Origin of the sequence: Salinivibrio sp. YCSC6 (assembly GCF_004916735.1) — a bacterium.
GTDB lineage: Bacteria > Pseudomonadota > Gammaproteobacteria > Enterobacterales > Vibrionaceae > Salinivibrio > Salinivibrio proteolyticus.
On the sequence record NZ_CP039517.1, the window covers coordinates 359,541 to 384,376 of the forward strand.

General features: G+C 48.7%; 17 protein-coding genes. 9 read left to right on the forward strand and 8 right to left on the reverse strand.

Features of this window, described 5'->3' with window-relative positions:
* Positions 1-14 precede the first annotated feature (14 nt).
* Positions 15-1,940: a bifunctional diguanylate cyclase/phosphodiesterase gene (locus tag E8E00_RS15500; RefSeq protein WP_096632066.1), complete on the forward strand. Its 1,926-nt coding sequence runs from the start codon at positions 15-17 to the stop codon at positions 1,938-1,940.
* Here the strand turns inward: E8E00_RS15500 and E8E00_RS15505 are convergent.
* The 3 genes from E8E00_RS15505 to E8E00_RS15515 all read right to left on the reverse strand — a co-directional run bounded on the left by E8E00_RS15505 (position 1,937) and on the right by E8E00_RS15515 (position 5,160).
* Complete coding sequence (locus tag E8E00_RS15505) at positions 1,937-3,295, reverse strand: hypothetical protein (RefSeq protein ID WP_069586633.1); 1,359 nt, start codon at positions 3,293-3,295, stop codon at positions 1,937-1,939. The genes E8E00_RS15500 and E8E00_RS15505 overlap by 4 nt on opposite strands.
* Before the next feature lie 301 nt (positions 3,296-3,596).
* Positions 3,597-4,088, reverse strand: a complete 492-nt coding sequence (locus E8E00_RS15510) for a histidine phosphatase family protein (RefSeq protein ID WP_069586632.1) — start codon at positions 4,086-4,088, stop codon at positions 3,597-3,599.
* 127 nt (positions 4,089-4,215) lie between these two features.
* Positions 4,216-5,160: a chemotaxis protein CheV gene (locus tag E8E00_RS15515; RefSeq protein WP_069586693.1), complete on the reverse strand. Its 945-nt coding sequence runs from the start codon at positions 5,158-5,160 to the stop codon at positions 4,216-4,218.
* 402 nt (positions 5,161-5,562) lie between these two features.
* On the opposite strand from E8E00_RS15515, the gene E8E00_RS15520 reads away from it, so the two are divergent.
* Both E8E00_RS15520 and E8E00_RS15525 read left to right on the forward strand, forming a co-directional pair.
* Positions 5,563-6,492, forward strand: a complete 930-nt coding sequence (locus E8E00_RS15520) for a chemotaxis protein (RefSeq protein WP_069586694.1) — start codon at positions 5,563-5,565, stop codon at positions 6,490-6,492.
* Positions 6,493-6,768: 276 nt separating this feature from the next.
* Complete coding sequence (locus E8E00_RS15525; protein WP_069586695.1) at positions 6,769-7,074, forward strand: DUF496 family protein; 306 nt, start codon at positions 6,769-6,771, stop codon at positions 7,072-7,074.
* A 70-nt stretch (positions 7,075-7,144) separates the two neighbouring features.
* Here E8E00_RS15525 and E8E00_RS15530 read toward each other — a convergent pair whose 3' ends face one another.
* Positions 7,145-8,866, reverse strand: coding sequence for an IucA/IucC family siderophore biosynthesis protein (locus tag E8E00_RS15530; RefSeq protein ID WP_096632063.1), 1,722 nt, complete (start codon positions 8,864-8,866; stop codon positions 7,145-7,147).
* A gap of 206 nt (positions 8,867-9,072) precedes the next feature.
* On the opposite strand from E8E00_RS15530, the gene E8E00_RS15535 reads away from it, so the two are divergent.
* From E8E00_RS15535 to E8E00_RS15560, 6 genes are all read left to right on the forward strand, one after another.
* Entirely contained in the window at positions 9,073-11,235 is a 2,163-nt protein-coding gene (locus E8E00_RS15535) for a TonB-dependent receptor (RefSeq protein ID WP_069586697.1), read from the forward strand.
* Between the two features lie 112 nt (positions 11,236-11,347).
* Complete coding sequence (locus E8E00_RS15540; protein WP_096632061.1) at positions 11,348-14,014, forward strand: GNAT family N-acetyltransferase; 2,667 nt, start codon at positions 11,348-11,350, stop codon at positions 14,012-14,014.
* A gap of 10 nt (positions 14,015-14,024) precedes the next feature.
* Positions 14,025-15,344, forward strand: a complete 1,320-nt coding sequence (locus E8E00_RS15545) for a lysine N(6)-hydroxylase/L-ornithine N(5)-oxygenase family protein (protein WP_240531971.1) — start codon at positions 14,025-14,027, stop codon at positions 15,342-15,344.
* Positions 15,344-16,549, forward strand: coding sequence for an MFS transporter (locus tag E8E00_RS15550; protein WP_096632056.1), 1,206 nt, complete (start codon positions 15,344-15,346; stop codon positions 16,547-16,549). The genes E8E00_RS15545 and E8E00_RS15550 overlap by 1 nt, the downstream gene beginning before the upstream one ends.
* Positions 16,550-16,789: 240 nt before the next feature.
* Positions 16,790-17,608: a phosphate/phosphite/phosphonate ABC transporter substrate-binding protein gene (locus tag E8E00_RS15555; RefSeq protein ID WP_069586701.1), complete on the forward strand. Its 819-nt coding sequence runs from the start codon at positions 16,790-16,792 to the stop codon at positions 17,606-17,608.
* A 3-nt stretch (positions 17,609-17,611) separates the two neighbouring features.
* Complete coding sequence (locus tag E8E00_RS15560) at positions 17,612-19,249, forward strand: ATP-binding protein (RefSeq protein ID WP_096632054.1); 1,638 nt, start codon at positions 17,612-17,614, stop codon at positions 19,247-19,249.
* A 12-nt stretch (positions 19,250-19,261) separates the two neighbouring features.
* Here E8E00_RS15560 and E8E00_RS15565 read toward each other — a convergent pair whose 3' ends face one another.
* The 4 genes from E8E00_RS15565 to E8E00_RS15580 all read right to left on the reverse strand — a co-directional run bounded on the left by E8E00_RS15565 (position 19,262) and on the right by E8E00_RS15580 (position 24,684).
* Complete coding sequence (locus E8E00_RS15565; RefSeq protein ID WP_069586703.1) at positions 19,262-20,872, reverse strand: EAL domain-containing protein; 1,611 nt, start codon at positions 20,870-20,872, stop codon at positions 19,262-19,264.
* Positions 20,869-22,200 (reverse strand): ATP-binding protein, encoded by a 1,332-nt coding sequence (locus tag E8E00_RS15570; protein ID WP_240531970.1) that lies wholly within the window; start codon positions 22,198-22,200, stop codon positions 20,869-20,871. The genes E8E00_RS15565 and E8E00_RS15570 overlap by 4 nt, the downstream gene beginning before the upstream one ends.
* Positions 22,201-22,264: 64 nt before the next feature.
* Positions 22,265-23,407 carry an HDOD domain-containing protein gene (locus tag E8E00_RS15575; protein ID WP_096632049.1) on the reverse strand — a complete coding sequence of 381 codons (1,143 nt, stop codon included), beginning with the start codon at positions 23,405-23,407 and terminating at the stop codon, positions 22,265-22,267.
* Between the two features lie 269 nt (positions 23,408-23,676).
* Positions 23,677-24,684: a sphingomyelin phosphodiesterase gene (locus E8E00_RS15580; protein ID WP_069586706.1), complete on the reverse strand. Its 1,008-nt coding sequence runs from the start codon at positions 24,682-24,684 to the stop codon at positions 23,677-23,679.
* Between the last annotated feature and the right edge of the window lie 152 nt (positions 24,685-24,836).

Consider the following 24,836-nt stretch of genomic DNA (forward strand, 5'->3'; position numbering starts at 1 on the left):
GGTGTGACACACTCATGATGCTTAAGCGCCCGATCACTTGGTTTATTGTCTTTGTCTTTTCGATCCTTATTTTTGCGGTCGTAACGCTTTATCAGTTCAATCAAAGCTACTCTCGCCATGCTGTGCGTACCCAATTGTCAGCATGGGCATTGGCCCAAATGGAATTAGAAACCCTCGAGTTTCGCCATGAGCTCGCCTTGTATCTCCACACTCAACGTCAAGACCGCAGTGCACTCATTTTAAAGTACGACATTCTCTGGAGTCGCTACGACACCTTTTTACGAAGCAGCGAGACAGAGAAGTTGAGACAAGCCTTTAGTGCCACTCCCCTAGTCAAACGTGCATTTCAAACCATCAGACGTTATGAACAAGCGGTATTAGAAGGTCAGAGGCCACGCTTACAGCTGTTGCTTGGCGAAATGGACACCCTACTCCCTGCGCTGCGTGATTTAATGATCAACAATTTAACCGGCCCTGCTGCTATCAAACAGCGCGAATACCTTGCTAACCAATTAAAACATATCTACCTCACCGTTGGACTGATCCTTGTCCTACTTGGATACTTTTCTTGGCGCATGTTTAGAGACAGCCTCACGCAACAGAAAATGGCATGGATGGACAGCATCACACAGCTTCCAAATCGGAATTATTTATTGTATGCCTTACAAAAAGCTGCGAGCAAACATATCATACACACCTTACTTGTCATCGATATTCGCCGCTTTAAAGACATTAATGACTTGTTGGGGTATGAGCAAGGGGACCAAGCACTCACTAAAATCGCGCAAAAGCTTAATAGTATCTGCTCACCTTATGGCTATACTTGCGCGCGTTTAAGCGGCAACCGATTTGCAGTTTTAACCACGGCCGATGGCCATTATTTAAGCTTTTTCACCCAACCACTTCGCGATACATTGCGCCACGCCCTCGACGATATCTATCCTGATATTCAACTTACCGTCGCGCTTGGGATTGCCAAAAGCACAGATCTTGATGCAGCACTTCATAAAGATCCGGAGGTCTTTGCGAATACCCTATTGAATAATGCCGATCTGGCCTTGCTCAAGGCCAAAAATGCTTCTCCCTCAAAAGACAGTATCGTGGTCTTTAAGCCTAAGTTCGAGGCCGATGCCCGTGAACGCCGACAATTAAAGGATGACTTAAATGCCCTGCTGCTGGATGAAAGTCAGGATGAATTGTCTCTTGTCTATCAGCCGATTATATCGTCAGAGCCTAACAAACTGAGCTGTGAAGCATTAATTCGCTGGCAACATCCAACCTTGGGCCAAATCCGTCCGCAGTTATTAATCGATGTAGCGGAAGAAGCCGGTCTTGGACAGCGGCTTGGTACTTGGATCCTACGCCAAGTTTATGCGGCGATGAATACCGAGTGGCAAACCATCAATCAGTATATCGATATCGCGATCAATTTGTCTGATTCTTTCTTTAGTGAGGCCTTGCTCTCAGACGTGGTGAATATTTTTATGCATCACCCTGAGCAACGTAAACGGTTGGTGTTTGAAATCACCGAAACCATGTCCATTGATGATATTGGTCGATTTAGCCTACTCATGAACCAGTTGCGAGACATTGGCGTTAAACTTGCCTTGGATGATTTTGGCACCGGATGGTCCTCAATGGCGGTGCTGAATCACTTGAGCTTTGACAAAGTGAAAATAGATCGTAGCTTTGTCGAGCATATGGCCACCGTTTCTCGTCAGCAAATACTGGTCGATACCATTTGTTATATGTCACATCAGCTCGGGATCCGCGTGGTTGCCGAAGGGGTGGAAACGCAAGAACAGTTGCTCAGTTTACAGCAAATGGGGGTCGATGAGTTTCAAGGCTATTACTTTTCTAAGCCACTCAGTGCCATTGATTTTTATGCTTTTTGTATCGACTACCTCAGCAGGCAAAATACGTTTTCATTGAAAAATTAGTCGAGGATTTCTTCAATATCGACCACTTTCGACCGGTTTACAGTGATTTTCCAACGCTGATATACCGTGGGCTGGTCTTTGATCTTTTGACAGCTCACCAAATTGAATTGGTGGCGCTTTTCAACCGAGTCTTTTAATACCTGTCCATCGTTTAGACGATACAAACGCTGACTTCCGCGATCCATTAAACGTGAGAAAGAACGAAAATCGAGCTTCCAAACATCTCGGGTCGTGTCATAGCCTGACAAAAAGCGAGTCGTCTCTAGCTGGGTTTTGACCTTTAGACGCACCACAGCCTCTTCTTGCTGACGCAACTTACCACGACGCAGCTTTTTAACTTCCTCCGGCAGCGCAGTAAAGTCGATGTAATCGAGCCACTCCAACTGCCGACCAATCTGTCTATTCGAGGTGGGGTCAATAAAGCGTTTGCGCCATTTGGGCCGTCCTTTACGAATCCATCGCCACAGCGCGTCACGCAAATCATCTTTAAAAATTTCACGCAACGCATAGATCCCAGCCATCGCCAAGACAAACGACAAGGTAATCTCACCCAAATACTGCCGCGCCTGCACAATCACAGTCGTGACAAACAGCATCACAAACGCTGTCGCCGAGGCTTTCGCGAGTTTGTTGAGGTTCTTACCCAAAGCTTCCGGTTTTTGGCGAATGGTGACAGGAAATTCAATCAAACGACGTAACAGGCGCATTTTGTTAACCATGCGGGTCGGATCGCTGATAGCTTTGTCGGAATTGTAGCGATTGACCAAACGATGGGCTTCTTCCGCTTCACAAAGCTCCACCAGTTGTTGGCGGATGGTTTTATACACCGAGCCGCGTGGCATATGCGCTAGAAGCGATAAAAATCGTTGCTCGGTCAGCCATGACAGATAATTATCAATATTGTTGTAATACTTCACCAGCTTAGTATCTTGCGGCTGGTAACGGCGCAAACGGCGCAAGATTTCCACCGCCATTTCGATGGTATCTTCTAGTTGCTCGAGTGCTTCTTCGTCTTCCAACCCTGAGACCGACTCAAAAAAGTCGTGCGTCGCTTTCTCTAACGAGAGCGCGTACTGATAAGCATACAAACTCAGGCTGACCCGATATTGCTCGGTGGGTAATTTCTCTCGGCTAGCTAAACGAGAGTGCACCAAAGGTAAGTGGTAGCGAGAGGTAAAATAGGTGCGGCTATTCGACAGCACGCGGTGGTAGAATTCATCTTCGTTCAGGACATGCTTACCAAACTTCAGCTCTCCGGGGACAAACAAGTAGAAGTCGACTTCTTGTGCACTGATTTCCTCGTTCAGAATGGCAACGCGAACCGATAAGCCTTCATGTTTATCTACCGTGATCAATCCTACTCTCCTACTACTCAATGGAATGCTGATGCGACAGTGTGCAAGGGCTGCCTCAAGGCGGCACTATTATTCCACATCATCGGTCGATTGCGTCATCATAATGACAAATATATGACACGTTATTGATGGTTAATTTATCGCCACTTTTTTGTTTTTCCTGCTCACCCCTGATGAGTACAGGGCTCAGAAGAAAGGTAACAAAGAAATTAACGGGGTTATCCACAGTTTTAGTAGATAACTTTTTCCCCTCTCATCTAAATGTAGTTTGTCTTCAACTAGATATAGTGCCTATTATGACTTAACTCACTTGACGCTTTGGCCAATCAAGGTAAATCAGCTGCGCATCCACCTCGTTGATCGCTTGCCACGATGTCGTCTCAAACGTCACCACGGCTATTCCAGACGTGGGTAAATTCTCTTTGTACATGCCCACCTGTTGGAGATAAAGGTTCAACGCAGGATTATGACCAATGATCATCGCGGTTTGATGACGATCATCCAACTGTTTCGCTACGGCAGTAATCGCACCACTGTGCTCGGTATATAAGGCGGTGTCGACGAGGATAGGTGGCTTGTCATTAAGGGTCTGCGCCACCAATACCGCGGTATCTTTCGCTCGCTGCGCTGAGCTGGTTACGATGGTTTGAGGCTGCAATAACCAAGCATTGAGGCGCTCAGCCATCAAAGGGGCTTGACGAAACCCTCTTGGATTCAAAGGCCGGTCATGATCGTCTAAGCTAGGGTCATCCCAGCTGGATTTCGCATGTCGCATCAAAAACAGGTATTTCATTCTACCTCCTTAAACCGGGTGCACTTTTCACATCAACATGGCTTTTTATCCGTCACCCCACCCCGTTAATCAACAAAAAAGCGAGCCAAGGCTCGCTTCAAAAGGCACATTGCTGTCACGCGTTGCCTTAGCTTGCCACCACTTCACGGAGCCGCTCTTGGACAACGTTCACGAGCAAATCAGGTTGAAACTTAGAGATAAACTGATTACAACCGACTTTTTCAACCATGGCCTCGTTGAAACTACCACTCAGTGAGGTGTTAAGTGCGATGTAAAGGTCACTCATTCGGCTATCAGAGCGCACCTCATGCGTTAGTTTGTAGCCATCCATCTCAGGCATCTCAGCGTCGGTGATCATCAATAGGATCTCATCGCTGACATTTTTGCCTTCATCACACCAACTTTTAAGTAATTGCAGCGCCTCGGCACCGTTTTTTTTCATAATACATTCGACACCAAACTGAGACAGGGTATCACTGACTTGTGCGCGTGCTGTTGACGAATCATCCACTACTAAGACACGCTGCCCTGCCATATAAGGTGTGAGTTGAGGATCGAGCACGTCTTCTGATATCCCAATTTCGTACGCGACAATCTCGGCCAAGATTTTCTCAACATCAACAATTTCTACGAGGCGAGTTTGGCCATCAAAGTCTTGGCGGGTGATCGCGGTCAGGTAGTTATTTCGGCCGGTGCCTTTAGGCGGCTCCATAATCTCATCCCAGCCCATGTTTTTGATATTGATGACTTGGCCAACTAAGAACGCCTGAATCGTCCGGTTGTACTCGGTGACGATCACGTTGCAATCGTCCGACACCCCGATCGAGCCCATACCAATCGACTGACGCAGGTCAATCACTGGGATTGACTTTCCTCGGATCATCGCCACGCCACGCACATTCGGATGCGAGCCAGGCATTTGGTTGAGTCGAGGCACTTTAATGACCTCACGCACTTTAAAAACATTGATGGCAAAAGGTTGCGTGGTGCCAAGATAAAACATTAACAGTTCTAGGCGGTTCTCCCCCACCAGCCGCGTACGCGAATCTACCGAATCTAAAATATTGGTCATAGTTTGTTCAACCGTTGGTTTACTTCTTAAAAGCGTATATCCGATGCGCGTGATAGCTCGAGGACGAGCACCTAATCATGCACTTTTTGTCATTGATGTAACACGGTGACAAAAAAGCTATTACCTTTATTTTAGGTAAGAAATGACGACAGGCAACCTACTGCCCTGCGTCATGGCTATGTCTTCGTGTTTTCTGCGCCATTAGCCTAGCATGACTGCTAACCGGAAAGCGTGCGAAATCGCTCATTTAATTCACACTATCAATAAGTTTCAAATATGAGACAATAGTACGGAAAAATTTTATGTTCTGTCTAATCCCCCCTATCATAATGGGGAGATGTGTCTTACGCATAATGCTGATAAAATACACACCGATATTACGATTACACGCAGAGTGATGCTATGAAGAGCAAAGCCAATCAATCACAAGGCATGTTGATGTTCCGCCTGACCCCGACGCAATCTTTTGCGATTGGGACGCTTAAGGTACGGGAGATCATCCCTTTTCAGCCGCTAACGGATTTGCCCGGCTCTCACCCCACAGTAATAGGAACTACCAGTTTCCGTGGCATCGCCACTCCCGTCATCGATATGGCTAAAGCGATTGGTTATAAGCCAGTCGATAAGTCAGAATGGGAGTCGTGTTACATCATCGTCACTGATTGCCAACGACGTGTGATGGGCTTTTTGGTGCGCGGCATTGAAAAGATCAGCGAGTGTGACTGGCGCTCGATCGCCGAGCCCCCTCAAACACTCGGCACGCGTGCGTTTCTAACTGGCGTAATGAAAATCGACGAAAAACTGGTTCAGCTGCTGGATGTCGAATACATCATGGAGCATATTTTCCCATCCGATCCCGATAAACTGCACCCTGTTTTGTCGGATGTCGATCGTGAAAAGCTCAAGCCGATGAATATCTTGCTTGTGGATGACTCCTTAACCGCAAGAAGGCAGCTTTCTGAAGCGTTGGACAGTATTAATATTCCCTATTACGTCACGAACAACGGCTCAGAAGCACTGCAAATGATGAAAAACGCAGCGTCCGCGGGTAAGCCGTTTGACATTATTGTTAGCGATATCGAGATGCCTGGCATTGACGGTTATGAGCTCGCCTTTGAAATCCGTAGTGATGATAAACTGGCCGAAGCGTACCTGATACTCCATACGTCACTGTCGAGTGATATTAGTGTGGATCGCGCCAAACAAGTCGGTGCGCACGAAGCACTGACAAAATTTGATGCCACCGAGCTCGTGCAAGCCATGTTACGTGGCGCGATGCTAAAAACCTCTGGCTCCTCCGTGAAACTTGAGGGGACGCCAACCAACTACTGATCGCTATCCCGAGCCGGCTGGCTTTGATATGTGTCATACCACTGTCAATGCCAGTCTGCTATCTTTGCCAACATCACGTTCTAATCGGGTATAAGGTGGTTTGGGCATGTCTTTCGCCAGTCTCTCCGCAATGGCACATCCTTGTGTATCCCAAATCAGATCCTTTATCGGTTCAATTGATGAAAAACTCCTCACTTCAAGCGCGAAAAGGCTGGGTTTGGTCGTGCGCTTGTGGTTTAATTTTTTCATACTTCAAAAAAATAGAAGGCGACTATGATGACCAGTGTATTTGAGATCGTTAAGCACTCACGACAAAAGAACAAACTTAAACGCGAAATCCAAGACAACGATAAGAAAATCCGCGACAACCAGAAACGCGTTGTATTGCTGGAAAATTTGCTCGATTACATCCAGCCTGAGATGTCCTATGAAGATATCGTCGAAATCATCAAGAATATGAAAGGTGATTACGAAGACCGCGTGGATGACTACATCATTAAGAACGCAGAAATCTCCAAACAGCGTCGTGAAATTAGCCGCAACATCAAAGAGCTTACCAAGCAAAGTAAAAGCGGTAAGTAAGCTAAACCACTCACGCTAACTTGAGTGTTAATACCCGCCTATTGCGGGTATTTTTCGTTAAGTATCCGCATTACGCCTCAGCCAGTGGATTGCGAATCGCCTCACCAAACATGGGAACAGGCCGTTCGTTGCTATCATCATAGCCGATGTTAAATCTGACCCGATTGATACAAATCTTCTCTTTCGTCTCACTCAGCACATCAAACAACCTAAAGCGTTCGTTCAGCTGCGGATGTGCCTGTTGATAGCGACGAAGGGTGTCACCTAACTGACGATAAAATTCAGCCTCGCTTATTCCAAGCGATACAAACCACGGCGAAATAAAACGCAGCGTAGTCACAAAGTGTCCCGTATATAAATCATGCACCAAATAGTGTGGCGGCAAGTGCTTGATCGCCGCTCGCACGCGTTTATCTAAGCTGTCCAACTCTGGAAACGGTTGATCGACAAAGCGTAAATCACCATGAAAATCTTTGATCATGCAACCTACAGGGATATCGTCTTCCAGCACCACGGTAATGTTTTGCCCATGCGCAACTAACCCAATCCCGTATTGGCATAGCAAGTGATAAAGGGGGACCACAACGTGATCAAACAAACGCTGCAACCATTCGCTAGGTGTTAGCACGGTACGCGCAATCAGCGCTTCGACACAGCTGACCCCATCGCCACCCGCTTGCATCAGAGTCGCCATACTCATGGGTCGCTGATGAGACGGTAACAGGCTTTCGGCACGCTCACGCCAAACGCATCCCAACATTTCATGATATTTGTAACAGCTGTCTATTTGTGCCTGATAAGGCTGCGGGCAGTACACACCGGCGACTTCCTGCTGCACATGCATGCCAAGACGCGACAATAACGCATCCTCGCGTACACAGGTTGACAACCATTTTGACAGCACTGGGCCATGGGCAATAAAGCTCCCCGGTACGCCGCGATAGCAAGAGGTATTGAGAATGGTTAACGCTGTTTTTACGTCGTACTTGCCTTGTTCATCCGCCCGACTCAAGGTACGAATGGACTGCTGTGGACGCCACTGTTCCTCACTCGTGCCCAGATCAATGATTTCACCAGAGGCAAGTAATGACGCATATTGGCTGTAAATATAACGCTGCATCTGCCACGGATGCACCGCCATAATCAGATAATCATCCCGTTTATCGACCGCTAAGCGCGTTATGAGTGCCTCATAAGCGGCTGGTGATAGGGTCTCCGAGAGTAAAGAGGCCTGCTCGATCCCATCCCCAAAGCCATAACGTGCGCACGCTCGATGTACAGCGAGATAATGCAACGCAAATGTGTTGCCATACTCAGGCGCATACTGTTGGCTATCGTGCTGACCCCAGCCTAATCGCCCTTTATTGGCGAGCGCCTTGGGATGGGCATCCAAATAGGGCTGGCGATCGGTTTCTGATAACGTCACGAGTTTATCGGCTGGCAGGGTGCTAAGCATCGCGAGATGCTGTTGTTCCGCAATGAGTGTTTCTTGATACTCCTCGATAAAACCGCCAAGGTGCAAAGGCGCCATATCGATAACAGGCTGCAAGTCCATCACTAATGCAATCAGTTCTGGATGGTGGTTGTCGCCCCGTGACACGCTGCCACTGTCTACCATCACCATTCCCCAAATGCTCATCGTGCCCGTAAATCGCCACTCTGTATCAGGCAGCGTCAACCTAAACTGACACCCTTCAAGGTGGTCAACCGTAATCGCATTTTCGAAATGAAGCTCACTGATCGCTTTTGCGAGCAGTTTCTGATTGGCTGCTTGCCAATAATTCCCCTGCATTTGTTACGTCCTTTATGCGTTATTTTTCACCGAATTAGATGAAATGTGGCAATTCGGTTATCAATGTATTGACAACAAGGACAAATATCAATAATCATAATGATATCTATTATCATTTGATAATAAATAATTAGGTAGTGACGTAGACGTACTGCAGGGACGCAGGCTCACTGAGCCCTGCAGCTTTATGTTGTATAAGGATAATTATGAAGTCTAAAAAAGTAGTTGGCCTCTCACTGACCCCACTGGCCTTAGTGATTGGCGCACACCTTGCCCATGCCGCCCCTTCTGCGGCCAATACTGAAACCATCATCGTAACTGGCAGTAAAATTCAGACTACGATCGCCGATTCCGCCAGCACCAACTGGGTGATCACCAATGAAGAACTAACCCGTGAAATTCAAGGCGGTGAGTCATTAAAAGGCGCGCTCGGGAAGCTGATCCCAAGCTTTGACTTTGGCAGCACTAACGCGCGTACCAATGCCTCACAGAATTTGCGTGGCCGCAGCGCACAAATCATGATTGATGGCGTCGCACTGAATGCCGCTCGCACCATCAGCCGCCAACTGGATAGTATCGACCCCTTTAATGTCGCACGTGTTGAGGTACTATCAGGCGCGACCTCCATTTATGGCGCGGGGGCAACCGGCGGTATTATCAATATCATCACCAAACGCGGTGAAGCGGGCGATGCGCAACTTGAGGTTCACACCGGCGTCACCACTGGGTTTAACAACAGCGACGACCTGACAAAGAAAGCCGCGGTCGCAGTATCCGGCGGCAGTGATAGCTTGCAAGGGCGCTTATCCGTGGCGTATGAAGGTAAAGGTGCGGCCTACGACGGTAATGGCGAGCCTATTCTGCCCGACGTCACCCAAACCGATACCCAATTCAATGACAGCATTGATGTGATGGGTAGCTTAGATTACAGCCCTGATGACGAACAGCGCCTCTCCCTGACTGCTCAATACTATGACAGTCAGCAAGACAGTGATTACGGGATCTGGTTTGAAGATACGACCGATCTAAAAAGTGATGTTGAGCGTCGTAAAGGGCTCAAACTTGATGAGCAACCATTCACTGAACGTTTGATGCTCAACACCCAATATAGCCATACCAATGTGCTGAATCATGCCTTACTCGCACAAGCCTATTATCGAGAAGAAACCTTCGGCTATTTCCCGTTTCCGCGTAAAGGTCTATTTAGCGGCTCAGAGCAAAGCAACGATGTTTACGGCCTAAAAGTCTTACTGGAGAAAAACTGGGATAACCTCACGCTGAACTATGGGTTGGATTACAGCAAGGAAGAGTTCCGCGCCAAGCAATACGTCTATGATTCAACAACCAGTGCAACAAGTCATGGTTTAGAGTTTGAGAAAAAGGGCACGATCGGTCGTTATCCTGACTTTGATACCCAAAATGCCGGTGTGTTTGCTCAAGCAGACTGGGCCGTTAACGATAAGTTAAATGCCTTTGCCGGATTGCGCTACCAGTACACCAAGTACAAAGGCAGTGATTTTATCGGCTTCACCCAGCAAGCCTATATTCTACTCGGCTTATTGCCAGATGCGGATGCCATCCCAGGCGGCACCACAGACAAGGATATTTGGCTTGCGAATGCGGGACTCAAGTACGACCTAACCGACAACCAACAAGTTTGGGCTAACTTTAGTCAAGGCTTTAACATGCCCGACCCAGGTAAATTCTACGGCAAAGGCAAATATTCAGGCGGTACCCTCACCAATAGTGTGAGTGTTCAAAACACGGAATTGGACGGGGTGAAAACCAATTCCTTTGAGCTAGGCTGGCGCACTCAGCAACAAGACTACAATGCTCAAGTCGCCGCGTACTACTCGATTTCAGACAAGTCGTACAAGTACAACAACGATCTCGATGTCACCTTAGATAGTGACAAACAGCGTATCTATGGCCTCGAAGGGCAAATCAAATACTACCTCACTGACACTTGGTATAGCCGCGCGCAAGGTCACCTCGTACAAAGCGAAATTAAAGATAATGGCCATTGGGATGAGCTGAGTATCTACAATGCGAGCCCATCCACCGCGATGGCGGCAGTAGGTTACGATAACTTCGATTGGGGCACCGAGCTAAACCTCCAACACGTTGGCGATCTATCTGATGAAGATGGCGACCGCCTTGAGGGCTATGAGCTTGTCGGCCTTAATGGTTACTACACGTTGCCGGTCGGCCAAATTAATTTCGGCATCCAAAACCTGTTTGATAAAGACTATCAAACGATTTGGAGCCAAAAAGCGCAGAAAGTCTATAGCGGCCTCGCTAGCGCCGACATGTTTGACTACGCCGGCGTAGGGCGCACCTTTAGTTTAAGCTACAGCGCCACGTTTTAATGATATTCCTTTTCGCGCCCAGCCCTCGCTGGGCGCCTTTTCTCCTAATTTGTTTCACCCATAGTTGCGCCACAACATAGCCTTAGTAAGCCCGTGTCTGTAAGGAGTTGTCATGACACATCCCCTGAGTTTGAATGCGTTTTTCAATGCGTTGTTTGTCGAGCACCCACACACGCGTGTGATAAAAGGTCAGCCTGACCACGCCAGTTTCCCGTGTGAACAGGGCGAATTATTATTACCGCTCACCTACACCTCAGCAGCCGGCCGTCATCGTTATCAAGGTGACATACTGTGGCGCGGTAGCGACGGTGAAACTGTCCCTACTACCTTTGCCGATGCGGTTTACCGTATCGCGCAATCAGTGCCTGAGGTTAGTGGCGAGCGTCTCGACCGCTTTGCATCACGTGTTAGCCAGTCTGACGCCTATGTACAGCGAGCAGAAGCACATTGGCAACACAGGTTCGCTGACCGCTGGCCACAGCGTTTTATCGAATCGGAGCAGTCTCTGACCGGCGGTCATAGCATGCACCCTGCCCCCAAGAGCAATGAACCACTGACGCCCGAACAGCAAGAGGCGTATCTACCCGAATTTGCGCAGTCATTTGCGATTGAATGGTTTGCGGTTGCGCCGGGGCAATGGACAGGTGAAGGGGTTAACCACGATGTACTCGACACCTTGCAATCCTTGTTTGTCGATAGCGTGGGCTTAACCCATGCGGCCAATTTGCCGCAAGGCTGGCTTCCCTTGCCCATGCATCCTTTACAAGCGCAAGCATGGCGTGACAGTGATGACGCACGTGCACTCAAAAACAGCGTGATTGATTTAGCCTTGACCAGCAGCGGCTGGCTGGCCACCTCATCGTCACGCGCCATCTATCATCCCGACCATCCGTGGATGTTAAAAGTCTCTCTGCCTGTCAAGCTCACTAACTCGGTACGGCTATTAACCGCCACCGAAGCCAAGCGTGGTTCCTTACTGAGTAAAATGCTCAACGCAGCCCCCGGACAAACGCTGCAGCAGCGAACCCCCACGACGACCTTTATCGAAGAGCCGGTCTGGTGCACCATTTTGTCCGAGCAAGGTGAGCCTTTATCACTGCCTTTGGTGAGCTTGCGCGACAATGTTTTCGCCCACCAAGCCGATCAAGATGTCCACCTGCTCGCCAGTATCAACCAGCCACATGGGCAAAGCAGCCAAATTGGCGCGCTGATCGCGCAAGCCGCACAACATCATCAATGGACACAGCACGACGCCGCACATCATTGGTTAGCCTCCTTCTTGGACCATATTCTGTATCCCCTGTGTTTGGCGCGCAGCGATTATGGCATTTTGTTACTGGCCCACCAGCAAAATATCTTGCTGCGTACCGCGCACGGTTTGCCTAGTGCCATGATGTACAGAGACTGCCAAGGTATTTGGGTCACCGACCCTGCCCCTGCGCTATTCCCAGATGCATTCAGTGAAGGGTTACCAAGCTGTTACGTCCCAGCCGACAAGGTTGACCCGTATCTGAGTTACTATCTGATTGGTAATACGCTAATCAATACACTTTCCGCGATCAGCGAAGCCACCGGTGTCACCGAGCAGCGTTTGTGGCAGGTCTGCCGTCAAGCTTTCGCAACGTGGCGAGCGAGCCACCCTGTGGATAGCCGCCTGTATGACTATCTTCTCGACTCGCCGACCCTACACTGGAAACGGAACTTTAACACCTTCCTCGCCGATCACAACGAAGCGACACTGGCCGATCCCAGTCAAATTTACACGGATATCGATAACCCATTTTATGGTGATAACGCACTGGGCTCATGGGTATTTAAACCGGTCAATCTTGATCGCACCGTGGGACTTCGCAGCCACTTGCTCGACGCGTCTTATCACCTCATCGACGTGATGGAGCATGGTCAAGCCAAAGCGACCTTCGTGCTGCACCAACCGGACAATGAGACCGCGACGCTAACCACGCGCTATTGCAATGATGAATCACTCTGGTGGTCGGCCGTTGAGCACGCCTTTTATCAGCATCAGTGCCAAGCACTGCATGCCAGTGATTACCCTCACGCTCTGCAATCCGTCGTCGCCCCCGGCACACCGCTGACACTGTCGCAGTTTAAACAGCACTGCCCGATTTGGCACCAAGCTCAGGCCCCCGATAATGAGGGATACCAAACAGCAGACAACGGCTTAACCCACCCAACGCGGCCTGAAAAACCACAAGGTGTGTTCTATCGTCGCTACTTTTATCATCTCAAACGCACCCTGACGCTACGTCCGGTGGCAATAGACCGCGATATCGCATGCTTTCACGCCTGGCATAACCATCCGGATATCGCCCCGATTTGGGAATTAGAGGGCTCGCTCGCTTTTCATCGCCAATATCTGCAAAAGGCGCACCATGACGCACACCTTATCCCCGTGATTGGCGAGTTTGATGGCCAGCCTTTCGGCTACTTTGAAATTTATTGGGTCGCCGAAGACCGGCTTGGGCCTTACTACGATGTCGCTGCTTTCGATCGTGGTATCCATATGCTGGTCGGTAATCCTCACTTTTTGGGACGTCAGTTTTTTAGTACTTGGGCGCAATCGATCATCCACTACTGCTTTTTGGCCGAACCTCGCACCTTAAATGTGATGGGAGAGCCGAATGCGGCAAATTGGCGTGTGGTACGCATTAGCCGTGGCGTAGGCATGAAAAAACAAAAAGAATTCGATTTCCCGCATAAGCGCGCCGCACTATTGCAATGTGAGCGTAACGACTTTTTCGCGCAGTATGCGCAATAAGGATGTAGTTATGACAAGGCATTATTCTGTTTTAGGTGTCGGGCTTGGCCCCTTTAATCTCAGTGCGGCGGCACTGCTGGCTCCCCACACTCAAACGATTTCAAGTTTGTTTGTTGAGCAAAAGCCACGCTTTGCATGGCATCCCGGTTTATTGCTGGATGATGCAAAAATGCAAACCTCGTACCTGAAAGACATGGTAACGGCGGTTGATCCAACAAGCCCTTATACCTTTATTAATTATCTGGTTAAAACCAAGAAATTCTATCCTTTCACAGCGCGGGGCGAACAAACGGTTTCGCGGTTAGAGTTTTCAGATTATATGGCTTGGGTGGCTCACCAGCTTCCCAATACCCAATTCGACACACCCGTCGTTAACATTACGCCACACGGCTCAGGCTTCGCCGTGAATACGCCACACGGACAATTGACCTGTGATCATCTGATCCTTGGTACCGGTACTCAGCCGTTTATGCCTGACTGTGCTGAACCATTTGTGGGTGAGCAGGTCTTTCACGCCAGCGAATTGGCACTTCGACAACCGGACCTAAGGGGTAAAAACGTCGCCATTGTTGGTGGTGGCCAAACCGGTGCCGATGTCTTCCAGCACCTCTTTGATGGTGAATTTGGCAAAGTCGCGCACATTGATTGGGTATCTCGCCGCCCTAACCTACAAGGGCTGGATGAGAACCCGTTCACTGATCAGTACTTTATGCCTGATTATGCAGAGCAGTTTCACGGTCTCGACCCCAAAGTCAAACACACTCAACTTGCACAGCAAAAGCTGGCCAGTGATGGGATCACCGAAAACTGCTTACAAGGGCTATACCAGCGCCTCTATCATGATAAATATGTACGCCGGTCACCGCCGTGGTGGCGACTGCTTCCGGGACAAACACTCACGGGTATGCAATCGCATGCATCCGGTTACCAGTTAACCACAACGTCGACGTTGACCGGTGACATCGCAACAATCGATGCAGACGTGGTTATCTTGTGTACCGGCTTTTCTCGTGCCCTGCCTCAGTGTCTCGATACCCTGCGCGATTGTCTTGACCTCGATGACAAAGGTCGGCCAAGTGTGAATGCGCACTACCGAGTAAAGATGCGTGAAGGCTACGCACAGGCGTTATATATGATGAATGTCGGCACGCATTGTCACGGCATTATTGAGCCGCAACTAAGCCTTGCGGCATGGCGAGCCGCCACCATTATCAATGCGATTAACGATACACCACTGTACGATATTGCCCATCATCACGGTCTGCTTGATTGGACACTGACGGCATCCTCCCCTGCCACGCCTAAAATGCAAAAAGTAGCAGGTTGGTAATGGCCCACGTACACACACAAGCGGCGAGACAAACCGAAAGGTGGCAACCGATCACCTTGACCTTGATTGCTGCCTTGATGGGAATTGGTCAGAATGGACTCTTGGTCTCGCTCCCCCTGCTGGTAGCACAAGGTGGCTTTTCACTGTCGACATGGGCAGTGATTATTGCCGTGGGGAGCGTGTTGTTTCTCCCCGCCGCGCCATTTTGGGGACGAATGAGCGACCAATATGGTCCCAAGCTTGTGGTCCTGCAAGCGCTAATCGGCATGGCGATTAGCTTCGCGTTATTGCTTACTGCAACATTGGGTGCGCAAAGCAGCGCTATCCAATGGCCTTGGTTATCGCTTGCGGTACTGGCACGGGTGATCTACGGCTTAACGGTCGCAGGGATGGTGCCGGCCAATCAGCATTGGGCCGTGTTACTCGCCGGTGAGGCGCGTCGTATGCAAGCGATTACCTCCATCAGTATTGGCTTAAGCCTCGGCCGATTAGCTGGCCCGTTGATTGCCTCGGCAGTACTAGTGATCAGCCCCTACGCGTCACTGACGCTGATGCTATTACTGCCACTATTAGGCGCAATCGCTGTCAGTATGATGCCTCACTACGCCGGTAAAAAGGACGAACCTCATTCATCCGCCCGTCTATGGCTCGCGCCAAAAGCCATTTGGCCCTACATGGGTTACGGCCTTGCTGTATGTGCAGCGATTGCTCTATTGCAATACAATCTCACCCCTATGCTCAATCACCTCACCGAATGGTCCGCCGATAAAGTTAGCCAAGCCATCGGCTATTTGCTGACGTTAAGCGGTATCGCCACCTTAGCCGTACAAGTGTTAGTGGTAAAAAGACAGCGTCTGAGCACCGAGCGTATGCTAAGCCTTGGCGCAATCAGTATGGTGATAGGTTATGCCTTGCTATTAGTGCCACATTTTGCTGCGTTATTGATGGCAATGCTGGTCATATCAGCTGCTTGTGCACTTCTTATCCCCGCCTATACCAGCCAAGCGATGCAACGGCTCGACCATGAACCGGGGAAAGTCAGTGGTTATATCGCGATGGCCCATACGCTGGGTTATGGGTTCGCCTCTCTGTTAGCAACGCTCACGTTAAATTATCCGCCCCTGCCTACGTTAACTTGCCTGCTGCTTTCTTGCACCGTTGTCATTGGGGTACTGGTAATCAAACCTGCAGCTTCGACTCGTTAACTCACTCATAGAGCAGAGACACTGCCACTGCGCACACCTCCTGCCACTTTTCTCGCCCTCGGACGTGAACATCAGCTTATCACCGAGGGCGAACAATGCTCTGAGATTAGAAAGAAGACAATAGTTCTCAGGTTACAATCTGATTTCATTGAGTTAATCACACGGAATGGCGTGGCAAGGATAGATGCAGCTAACTACACTGTCTAATAGATCGTCAGCTACTGGGTGAGAGATGCGCAAATGAAAGGAATCTTGTTGTCACTGATACTGGGCATTGCCTTTACCAGCCATGCACACGCGAAAGACATTACCTTTGGTATCGTGCCACAACAATCTGCGATTACATTGGCCAATAACTGGGGCCCGATTTTAGAATACGTCTCTCAAAAATCGGGGTACAACCTTGTCTTTCGCACTGCCAAAGACATTCCCGAATTCGAAGGACGTGTGCTCACCGGTGAATACGATGTCGCTTATATGAATCCTTATCACTACACCGTTTTCCACCAAAAGCCTGGCTACCAAGCATTTGCGAAACAAAAAGATAAACGGATTCACGGTATTTTAGTCGTCAAAAAAGAGGCGTCCATTTCCTCCCTTGACGAGCTTGATGGCAAGCGCTTAGCGTTTCCCTCCCCCGCCGCGTTTGCCGCCAGTGTGGTGCCACGTGCCGCGCTGAAGAATCAAGGTATCAGCATTACGCCACAATATGTCTCGTCTCATGACTCGGTGTATTTGAACGTTGCACGAGATTTCTTTATTGCCGGCGGCGGCATTGAGCGCACCTTTAACAATACCAATGCTGAAGTGAGCGAGCAGTTACGCGTGTTATGGAAAACGCCCGGCTATACGCCTCATGCATTCGCGTTTCATCCCGACCTTGACCCTCAAGTAGCCGACGCGATTAAAGCCGCCTTTCTCTCCATGAATGACAGTGAAAAAGGCCGAACGCTGCTGGGTAATATCAGCTTCAAAGGGATAGAATCCGCGCAAGATGAGGATTGGGACGATGTGAGAGCGTTAAACATTACGCTGTTGCAACACTTGCTGAGTGAATAACCCATGTCCTTGCGATTAAAGACCATCTTAGGTGTCGCCCTGATTGAGGCGATCCTGTTGGCGATTCTGCTGACATTAACTCTCAATTATTTGGAAACTACCAACTATCAAGGGCTCAATCAACGCGCGAGTTCCACCACGCAGTTGTTCGCCTCCACGGTAAAAAATGCGGTGTTATCGTTCGATCTCGCCACCGTCGATTCTTTTACGCAAGAGCTACTCCATAACAGCGATATTATGTATGTCGCGGTTTTAGGCGATAACGGGAGAGTCTTATCATCGGCCGGTAACCTTCCTGAATCTTTCAATACAGCCATTCTTGAGATGAATGCCCAGTCCGTCACGGATGGGCTGTATGATGTACGCGCGACCATTTCTGAATCTGGCATTGAGTTTGGGTCGGTCTGGATTGGCTTTGACCTGACCGGCCTGCTTAGCCAAATCAAAGACGCGAAAAATTGGAGCATGCTGATTGTGCTGGGCGAAATGTTATTAGTGGCATTGTTTTCTTATCTTTTGGGAAGCTATCTAACCCAGCGCTTATCAGAACTTAAAAATGCTGCCGATACCATCGCCAGTGGCGAGCGAGACGTACACATTTCAACCCACGGGAAGGATGAACTGGCCAGTGTGGCCGCCGCGTTTAGCAATATGATTCAAGCATTACGTGACTCCGAGAACAAAACTGCGACCTACCAAAAACGCCTAGAAGAGGCCAACCAGACACTAGAAAGCAAGGTGGCGCGACGCACGGCCGATTTGGTGCGGTCCAATGATCAACTCCGTGAGATAAACCATCAACTCAAGCAAACACAAGAAAAGCTGGTCGAAAGCGAGAAAATGGCCTCTATTGGGACCATGGCGGCAGGGGTTGCCCATGAAATCAATAACCCCATCGGCGCAGTGAAAAGTAACCTAAGAATGTGTCAAGAATATCTCGACACCTACCAAAAGTGGACAGACATTGCCGAGCGCGTCATTCACCAATCAGAGCCGCTCGAAACCCTCACGCACTGGAAAAAGCGTCACTATACCGATGACCTTTATGATGATTTTAGTGATAGCCTTGCTGATGCCAACGACTGTGTACAACGCGTGATCAATATTGTTTCCGCCTTACAGCAGTACTCCAGCTACAGCCAACAAACACGACAACACTTTCAAAGCATTGAGATCTTTACGGTGATTGATGAGGCGCTGAATACTCTCTCACCACCGACGAGTCTCAAGATATCGATCGCCGCTAACGTATATCAACTGCCCCCAGTCATGGGACGCTATGAGGAGCTGGTGATGCTGTTTAAAGAAGTGCTCAAAAATGCGTTGCAAGCCTGTGAGCGGGGCAATCCAGACGTTGCACACCGTATTGATGTGGAGGGGGAAAACAAGGGTGACTCGTGCACCCTCACCGTGAAAGACTCTGGGCCTGGATTACCGCGTGATCAGGGTCATCGTGTCTACGACCCCTTCTTTACCACCTTGCCGGTTGGACAAGGCATGGGGCTCGGGTTGACGTATGTTTATGATATTGTTCGTCATCACCAAGGAGAAATACAGCTTACCTCCTCAGCCCACGGCACTACAGCCGCTATCACCTTACTCTGTCAGATAGATGACGCCGCTGCGAATCATGCCTCATAACGACCATCCGATTTAGGAAGGTGTTTTAAAATTCGCTAAAAATTCGAAAATATTATCTAGACTCAACGGTGCGCCAATGCCATAACCTTGAACTCGCGTACACCCTTTTTCTCTCAAAAAGTCGATTTGGTTTTGATTCTCGACCCACTCAGCCACCACCTCAACGTTCATCAGCCGCGCACTCTGACCCACTGAAGTCAGGATCACTTCATCCATCTCACTCTGACCAATATTACGAACAAAGCGGCCATCTATTTTTATCACATCAAAGGGGAGGTCGCACATGGACTCAAACCCCGCAAAACCAGTCCCAAAGTCATCTAGCGCACAGGAGATCCCGAGGGATTTCAAACGTTCCATTTGCTGGCGCGTTAATGAAAAGTCATCAAGCCGGTCAGTTTCTACCAACTCGACTTCAAGGTGTGCAATCTCATCGGGGTAGTGCGGCGAAAGGTGCTGGATAACATCAACCACAAACCCGGTCTCTAGTTGTTTTGCAGTGACATTAACACTCACCGTTTTCGCGTAACCTGCCTGACTTAGTCGCCCAATCGCTTCCAGTGCCTGCTCAAACATCGAGGTGGTTAGCACATCTTCAAGTCTATATTGACTCAATAATGGCAAAAACTCCGCAGGGCTTTGGTAGTGTCCCGATGCGAGTCGACGCCTCACCAATGCTTCAAAGCCATCAATTTCATTGGTTACAATATTTAACTGAGGTTGAAAGAACGCCTCGAAGTGCTTGGCCTCAATATCGCGAATCAAGCTAACCAAACTGGCATCGTCTTGATGATCCTCAGGGCACGGTAGCCAATAGAGCGCATCGTAGAGCGGTACTTTGTCGGCTTTACGCGCCTGAATGGCCTCGAAAGACAATTCCTGCCAAGAGCGAAGCGCACTGAGCATTAATTGCATTGAAAGGCCTTTTTCCTCTTTTGCAGCATGCAAATGTTCAATCAGTTCGCTTAACAACCGGTGGCCTTCTGATGAATACTCAAACAGAGCAATAAATTTGTCGGCGATCCGATACCATTCGAATACCTCCAACTCATGCAAGTGTTCACTCACCCTTTGCAGACGTTGATTCCCCAGCATCACCGACTCAGTGTCATTAAGATTGCTCGTGCCTTGGTTATCAATGATCGCCACAAGCCACGGTGTTTTTGCGTCTACCGCCATACCTTGAATTTTCTGGTTGAGCGCCTCTTTTGATAAGCAAGTAGTCAGGGTGTCGTTAGGCAAAGACGCGTGTTTATGAGTCAAAATGGTTTTCACCGTGTCGCACAACACATCGCGGTCCCATGGTTTGCTCACATACTGGCTCAACGCACCAGCATTAATCGCTCGAGACACACCCGGTAGATCGGCTTGGCCGGACAACATAATGGTGGCGATATCGGGATAACGCTGATGGATGTTAATCAGTAACTCTGCGCCATCCATATTCGGCATGCGGTAATCGGAAATCACAAGGCCAATGTGATGTTTGGATAAAATATCGAGTGCCTGCTGGCCCGACTCTGCGGTATGAATATAGGCTACAAAACGACGTAACTCTCGCTTTAACGCACGCAAAATATGTGGCTCATCATCAACCAATAGAATTTCCGTGTACGCCATCATGCGCTATGGCCTCCTCTTATCGCTTCTTCATCAGACGAGGTAATCTCTCCGGCACATTTATCTGAGCAAGGCAACACTATGGTAAACGTAGTCCCTCTTCCCTGCTCACTTTTTACCGTAATCTGGCCACCATGAGCAGCGATAATATCGCGTGAGACAGACAACCCAAGCCCCGTTCCCTGCCCCACAGGCTTGGTGGTATAAAACGGTTCGAAAATCGTCGTCAGCGCCTCATCAGGGATCCCCTGCCCGTTATCTTTAATTTTTATCATTAAGTGCTCATCATCAAGAGGCGCAACAAGGATGTTAATTTTTCCCTCGCCCTCGATCGCTTGGGCTGCATTAATCAACAGATTGAGAAAAACCTGATTGAGTTGCATGGGCTGACAAATAATGTCGGGCGTCTGTGGCGAATAGTTTCTCTCGATCTCAATGGCATACTTAATTTCGTTGTGGATAATCTTTAGTGTCGAGTCGATACCGCGACGAACATCGGTTGACACCCATTCGCCATTATCAGCACGGGAAAACTCTTTGAGATCTTTGACAATCGTCATCACTCTCGAGATACCCTCTAACGACTCTTCAATGAGATCGCTGGCATCTTCGAGTAAATAATCTAACTGAATCTTATCTTTTAGCGCCTGCCTATCAGCGCTCAACACCTTGTTCGCCGTAGCATCAATCTTTTCATCCAACTGATGGACGTAAGCGGAATATTTCTCTAAGTAGTCATACAAGGTGCGGATGTTAGACGAGATAAAAGCGATAGGGTTATTGATTTCATGGGCAATCCCCGCCGATATTTGCCCAATCGACGCCATTTTCTCAGACTGAAGCAATTGGCTTTGCAGCTGCTTAAGCTCTGAAACCACTTCTTGATAGGCATCCGAGCTTCGTTTGAGTCGCTGACTATCCGACATGGTGGTGACTGAGTCTTGCTTCGGGGCCGCCAACATTGTGGGTCGGTAAAAACAAATCGCAACCTGTGTTACCACACCACACGCTGACGGGATGGGAAGAAACTCAATGTCTTGCCACTTATGTGCGGCGTCGCTCCCCACTTCCAAAGATGTATCAACGATGACAGAGCCGGAGGACAGTAATGGCGTTTGCGTCGAGAAAACCGAATCGATGTTTTGCTGTAAAAATTGACGATGGACTGGAAAGCATGCCAATAGTGAGCATCCAACCACTGTACTTTGGTTTGCTGGTAAGCGATCAAGGAAGCTCGCGTTTGCACTCTCAATGGTGTACTCATGATCGACGATACATATCGCTATTGATAGTTGATTGAACAATGCTAGTGACATGTCGCTATTCTTCACGTTTTCCCTCCCTATTCAGTCGACAGGGAAAACCTATAGTAACGTCGAATACCAACCCGTACACTCAGATCGTCTCCTGATACGATTGAGTAAAAAAAGCGCCAATATTCGCCGACCAAGACTGTAAAAGTTTCGCTTTCTCGATATCGTTCGCCCGAATCCACTGACGGCAGTAATGTAGGAGTGCACCATCACTGGCCTGCTCACTGTCAGATAGCAAAGACGCCTCACCGCTAGCTAAAACAATTTCTGCCAATTCATAATCATAGCCCCACAAAATAATGATATAGCTGGAGACCACGAGCGCGGTATCAAAGCGAGAAGGCAAATCACAGATGGGGTTTTTACCACTGTCACGACAACCGAGCTCTCGTGCCATTAGCTCACCCAGCGACGACAAGACAGAAGCAAGGTATAAGCGCTCAGCATGTGCTTTGTCATGCCCTAAAAAAGCACCCAGTGATTTGCTTAAATTAGCCAGTTCGATATGTTCGTCGACCACCGCATAGTGCTCTTTGGTCGACAAGTGCTGAAACGCATTGTGCCCAACCATAGTGGCCGCAATGGATTCCACTGATTGAATACCCAATCGATTGATCGCCGTTTCTATGGACCAAGTTCGGTTGCGAAAGCCCAGATAGGCCGAGTTAGCCAGCTGCAAAAGTCGAGCAACCAGCGGCGGCTCTTCACTCACCACCCGTGCAATTTGTTCCATGTCAGAGTTTGGATTGTTAATCGTGGCACGTAGCCGGCGGACACAATCAGGCAGAACGGGAAAATCCTCGATACCGATGAGGCGATTGCGTGTTTCACTATCAATCGGCAATTTGTAGAGGCGCTCAACACTGTTGAGTACATTGGCAAAATCGTCTTCCGAGAAAGGCTTGGGCAAAACAAAGTGTACGCTAGGGGTTGCCAGTTCGGTGATCTTTTGCCGTGTATCTCCGGTGATCAGTGCTCGCACCGTCCCCGGATAGTGCTGACGAACCTGTTCTAGAAGTGCATCGCCCTTCAGTTCTGGCATCAGTAAGTCACTGATAACTAAAGATAGCGATTGGTTCTTTAATACCCCTTTCTCCCACTGGATAGGATTTTTTACCAGACTAATCGTCCAGTCAGGTTTTAAGCGACGAATAACCCGACCAATTGCCTTCAATGTGAGTTCGTCATCATCAACATAAATGATGTGGAAACGCGGCTTATCCATTCTTCCCTCGCATTTATCCTCAAACTGCTTATCGTGACAGTCAGGCGGCAAATGGACGCATCACCAACGCCGCAATTCTGCTCCTCGGAAGACTATCCAAGGCCGGGAGTGCTATCGAATCCTTCCTTAAGCGTAGCGCATGATGCCAAATTTTCTTGGTATACAAAGAGAAATCAATCGTCTATTAATGGAAGGGAGGATAAGGAGCAAGGTGATGGGGGCTCAATATGATTGAGCCCCCTATGACGGTGAACTACCGTGAGTCCATGTTACTCAAATTCAAACTTTACCATCACCGGATAATGGTCGGAGAGCTCATTGTAATAACCATCATGGTAGGTTTGTCCGGCTTCTTCTGGCCACTCACCCTCAAGGTAATCCCAGTACCATTGATCCTTTGCGGTTAATTGCACCACCTTCATCTCAGGTTCATTAGCTGGCATGGCATGATCGCGGCTCCACAAGATATAATCTAACGTGGTGTTATAGTTAAGATCATAGTCAAAGTGATAAGCGTTCGCTTTTGTGAACCAATTATGTTTAGCAGAAAAAGACGTTACTTCCGGCTCTGTGAAGCGCAGTGCACCACTTAAGGCTGCTTTCATGTCTTTAATTTCATCCTGACGGCTCCACTCCACATTCATGTCACCACCAATGATCACAGGCTCGTCAGCGGAAATCGCTGCTTGGTCGATAAAATGTTTGATTTCACCTAGCTGACCTAGCCGCACTTGATGCTCTTCATCGGACATCCCATCATGTGTGGCTTGTAAATGGGTGCCAATCAGGTGAAAGATCTCACCGTTTTTATCAATCTTGGCATACGCAAAACCTTTGTTAGCTTGATAGTCCCAGCTGCCCTTTAAACTGTGATGATAAATATGGGCCTTTTGGGTCAAAATGGGGTATTTAGACAAGATTGTCACGCCACCACGCACGACAAATACTGAGTTGGAACAATCCCCGGTGAGAGCGTCCCAGCCTTCGCCACTGCAGTCTTGCCCAACGTTGGGCGTTTGATAAGGGTATACACTTGCAAGCTGATTCATCGCTTGCTCGGCCTCAGCATTGAAGGCTTCACTGATCAGAATCACATCTGGTTGAGTGTCCATTGCAGCAATGGCTTTCGGCAACCGAGCCGCACGCTCTGCTTGATCCCAATCTTGAAGGTTACTCAGCTGCATAATGTTGTACGCCATGACGTTTAGCTGGCCCGCTTGAGCGCTAAGGCTTAGCAGCAACGCCGCTGCCGCTGAGAGCATTTTTTTTATTTTCATGTTTCCTCTTTTCGTTTTGCTTTCTAATTATTACGGAACAAGATTCCGATAAAACATTAGAAGCCTAACGAATAGAGGTTAGACCACTCTAAAAATCCGTATGATTTTTTGATAGTTTTGTAACTAAGATCACAATTGCGACTCACTTCTCA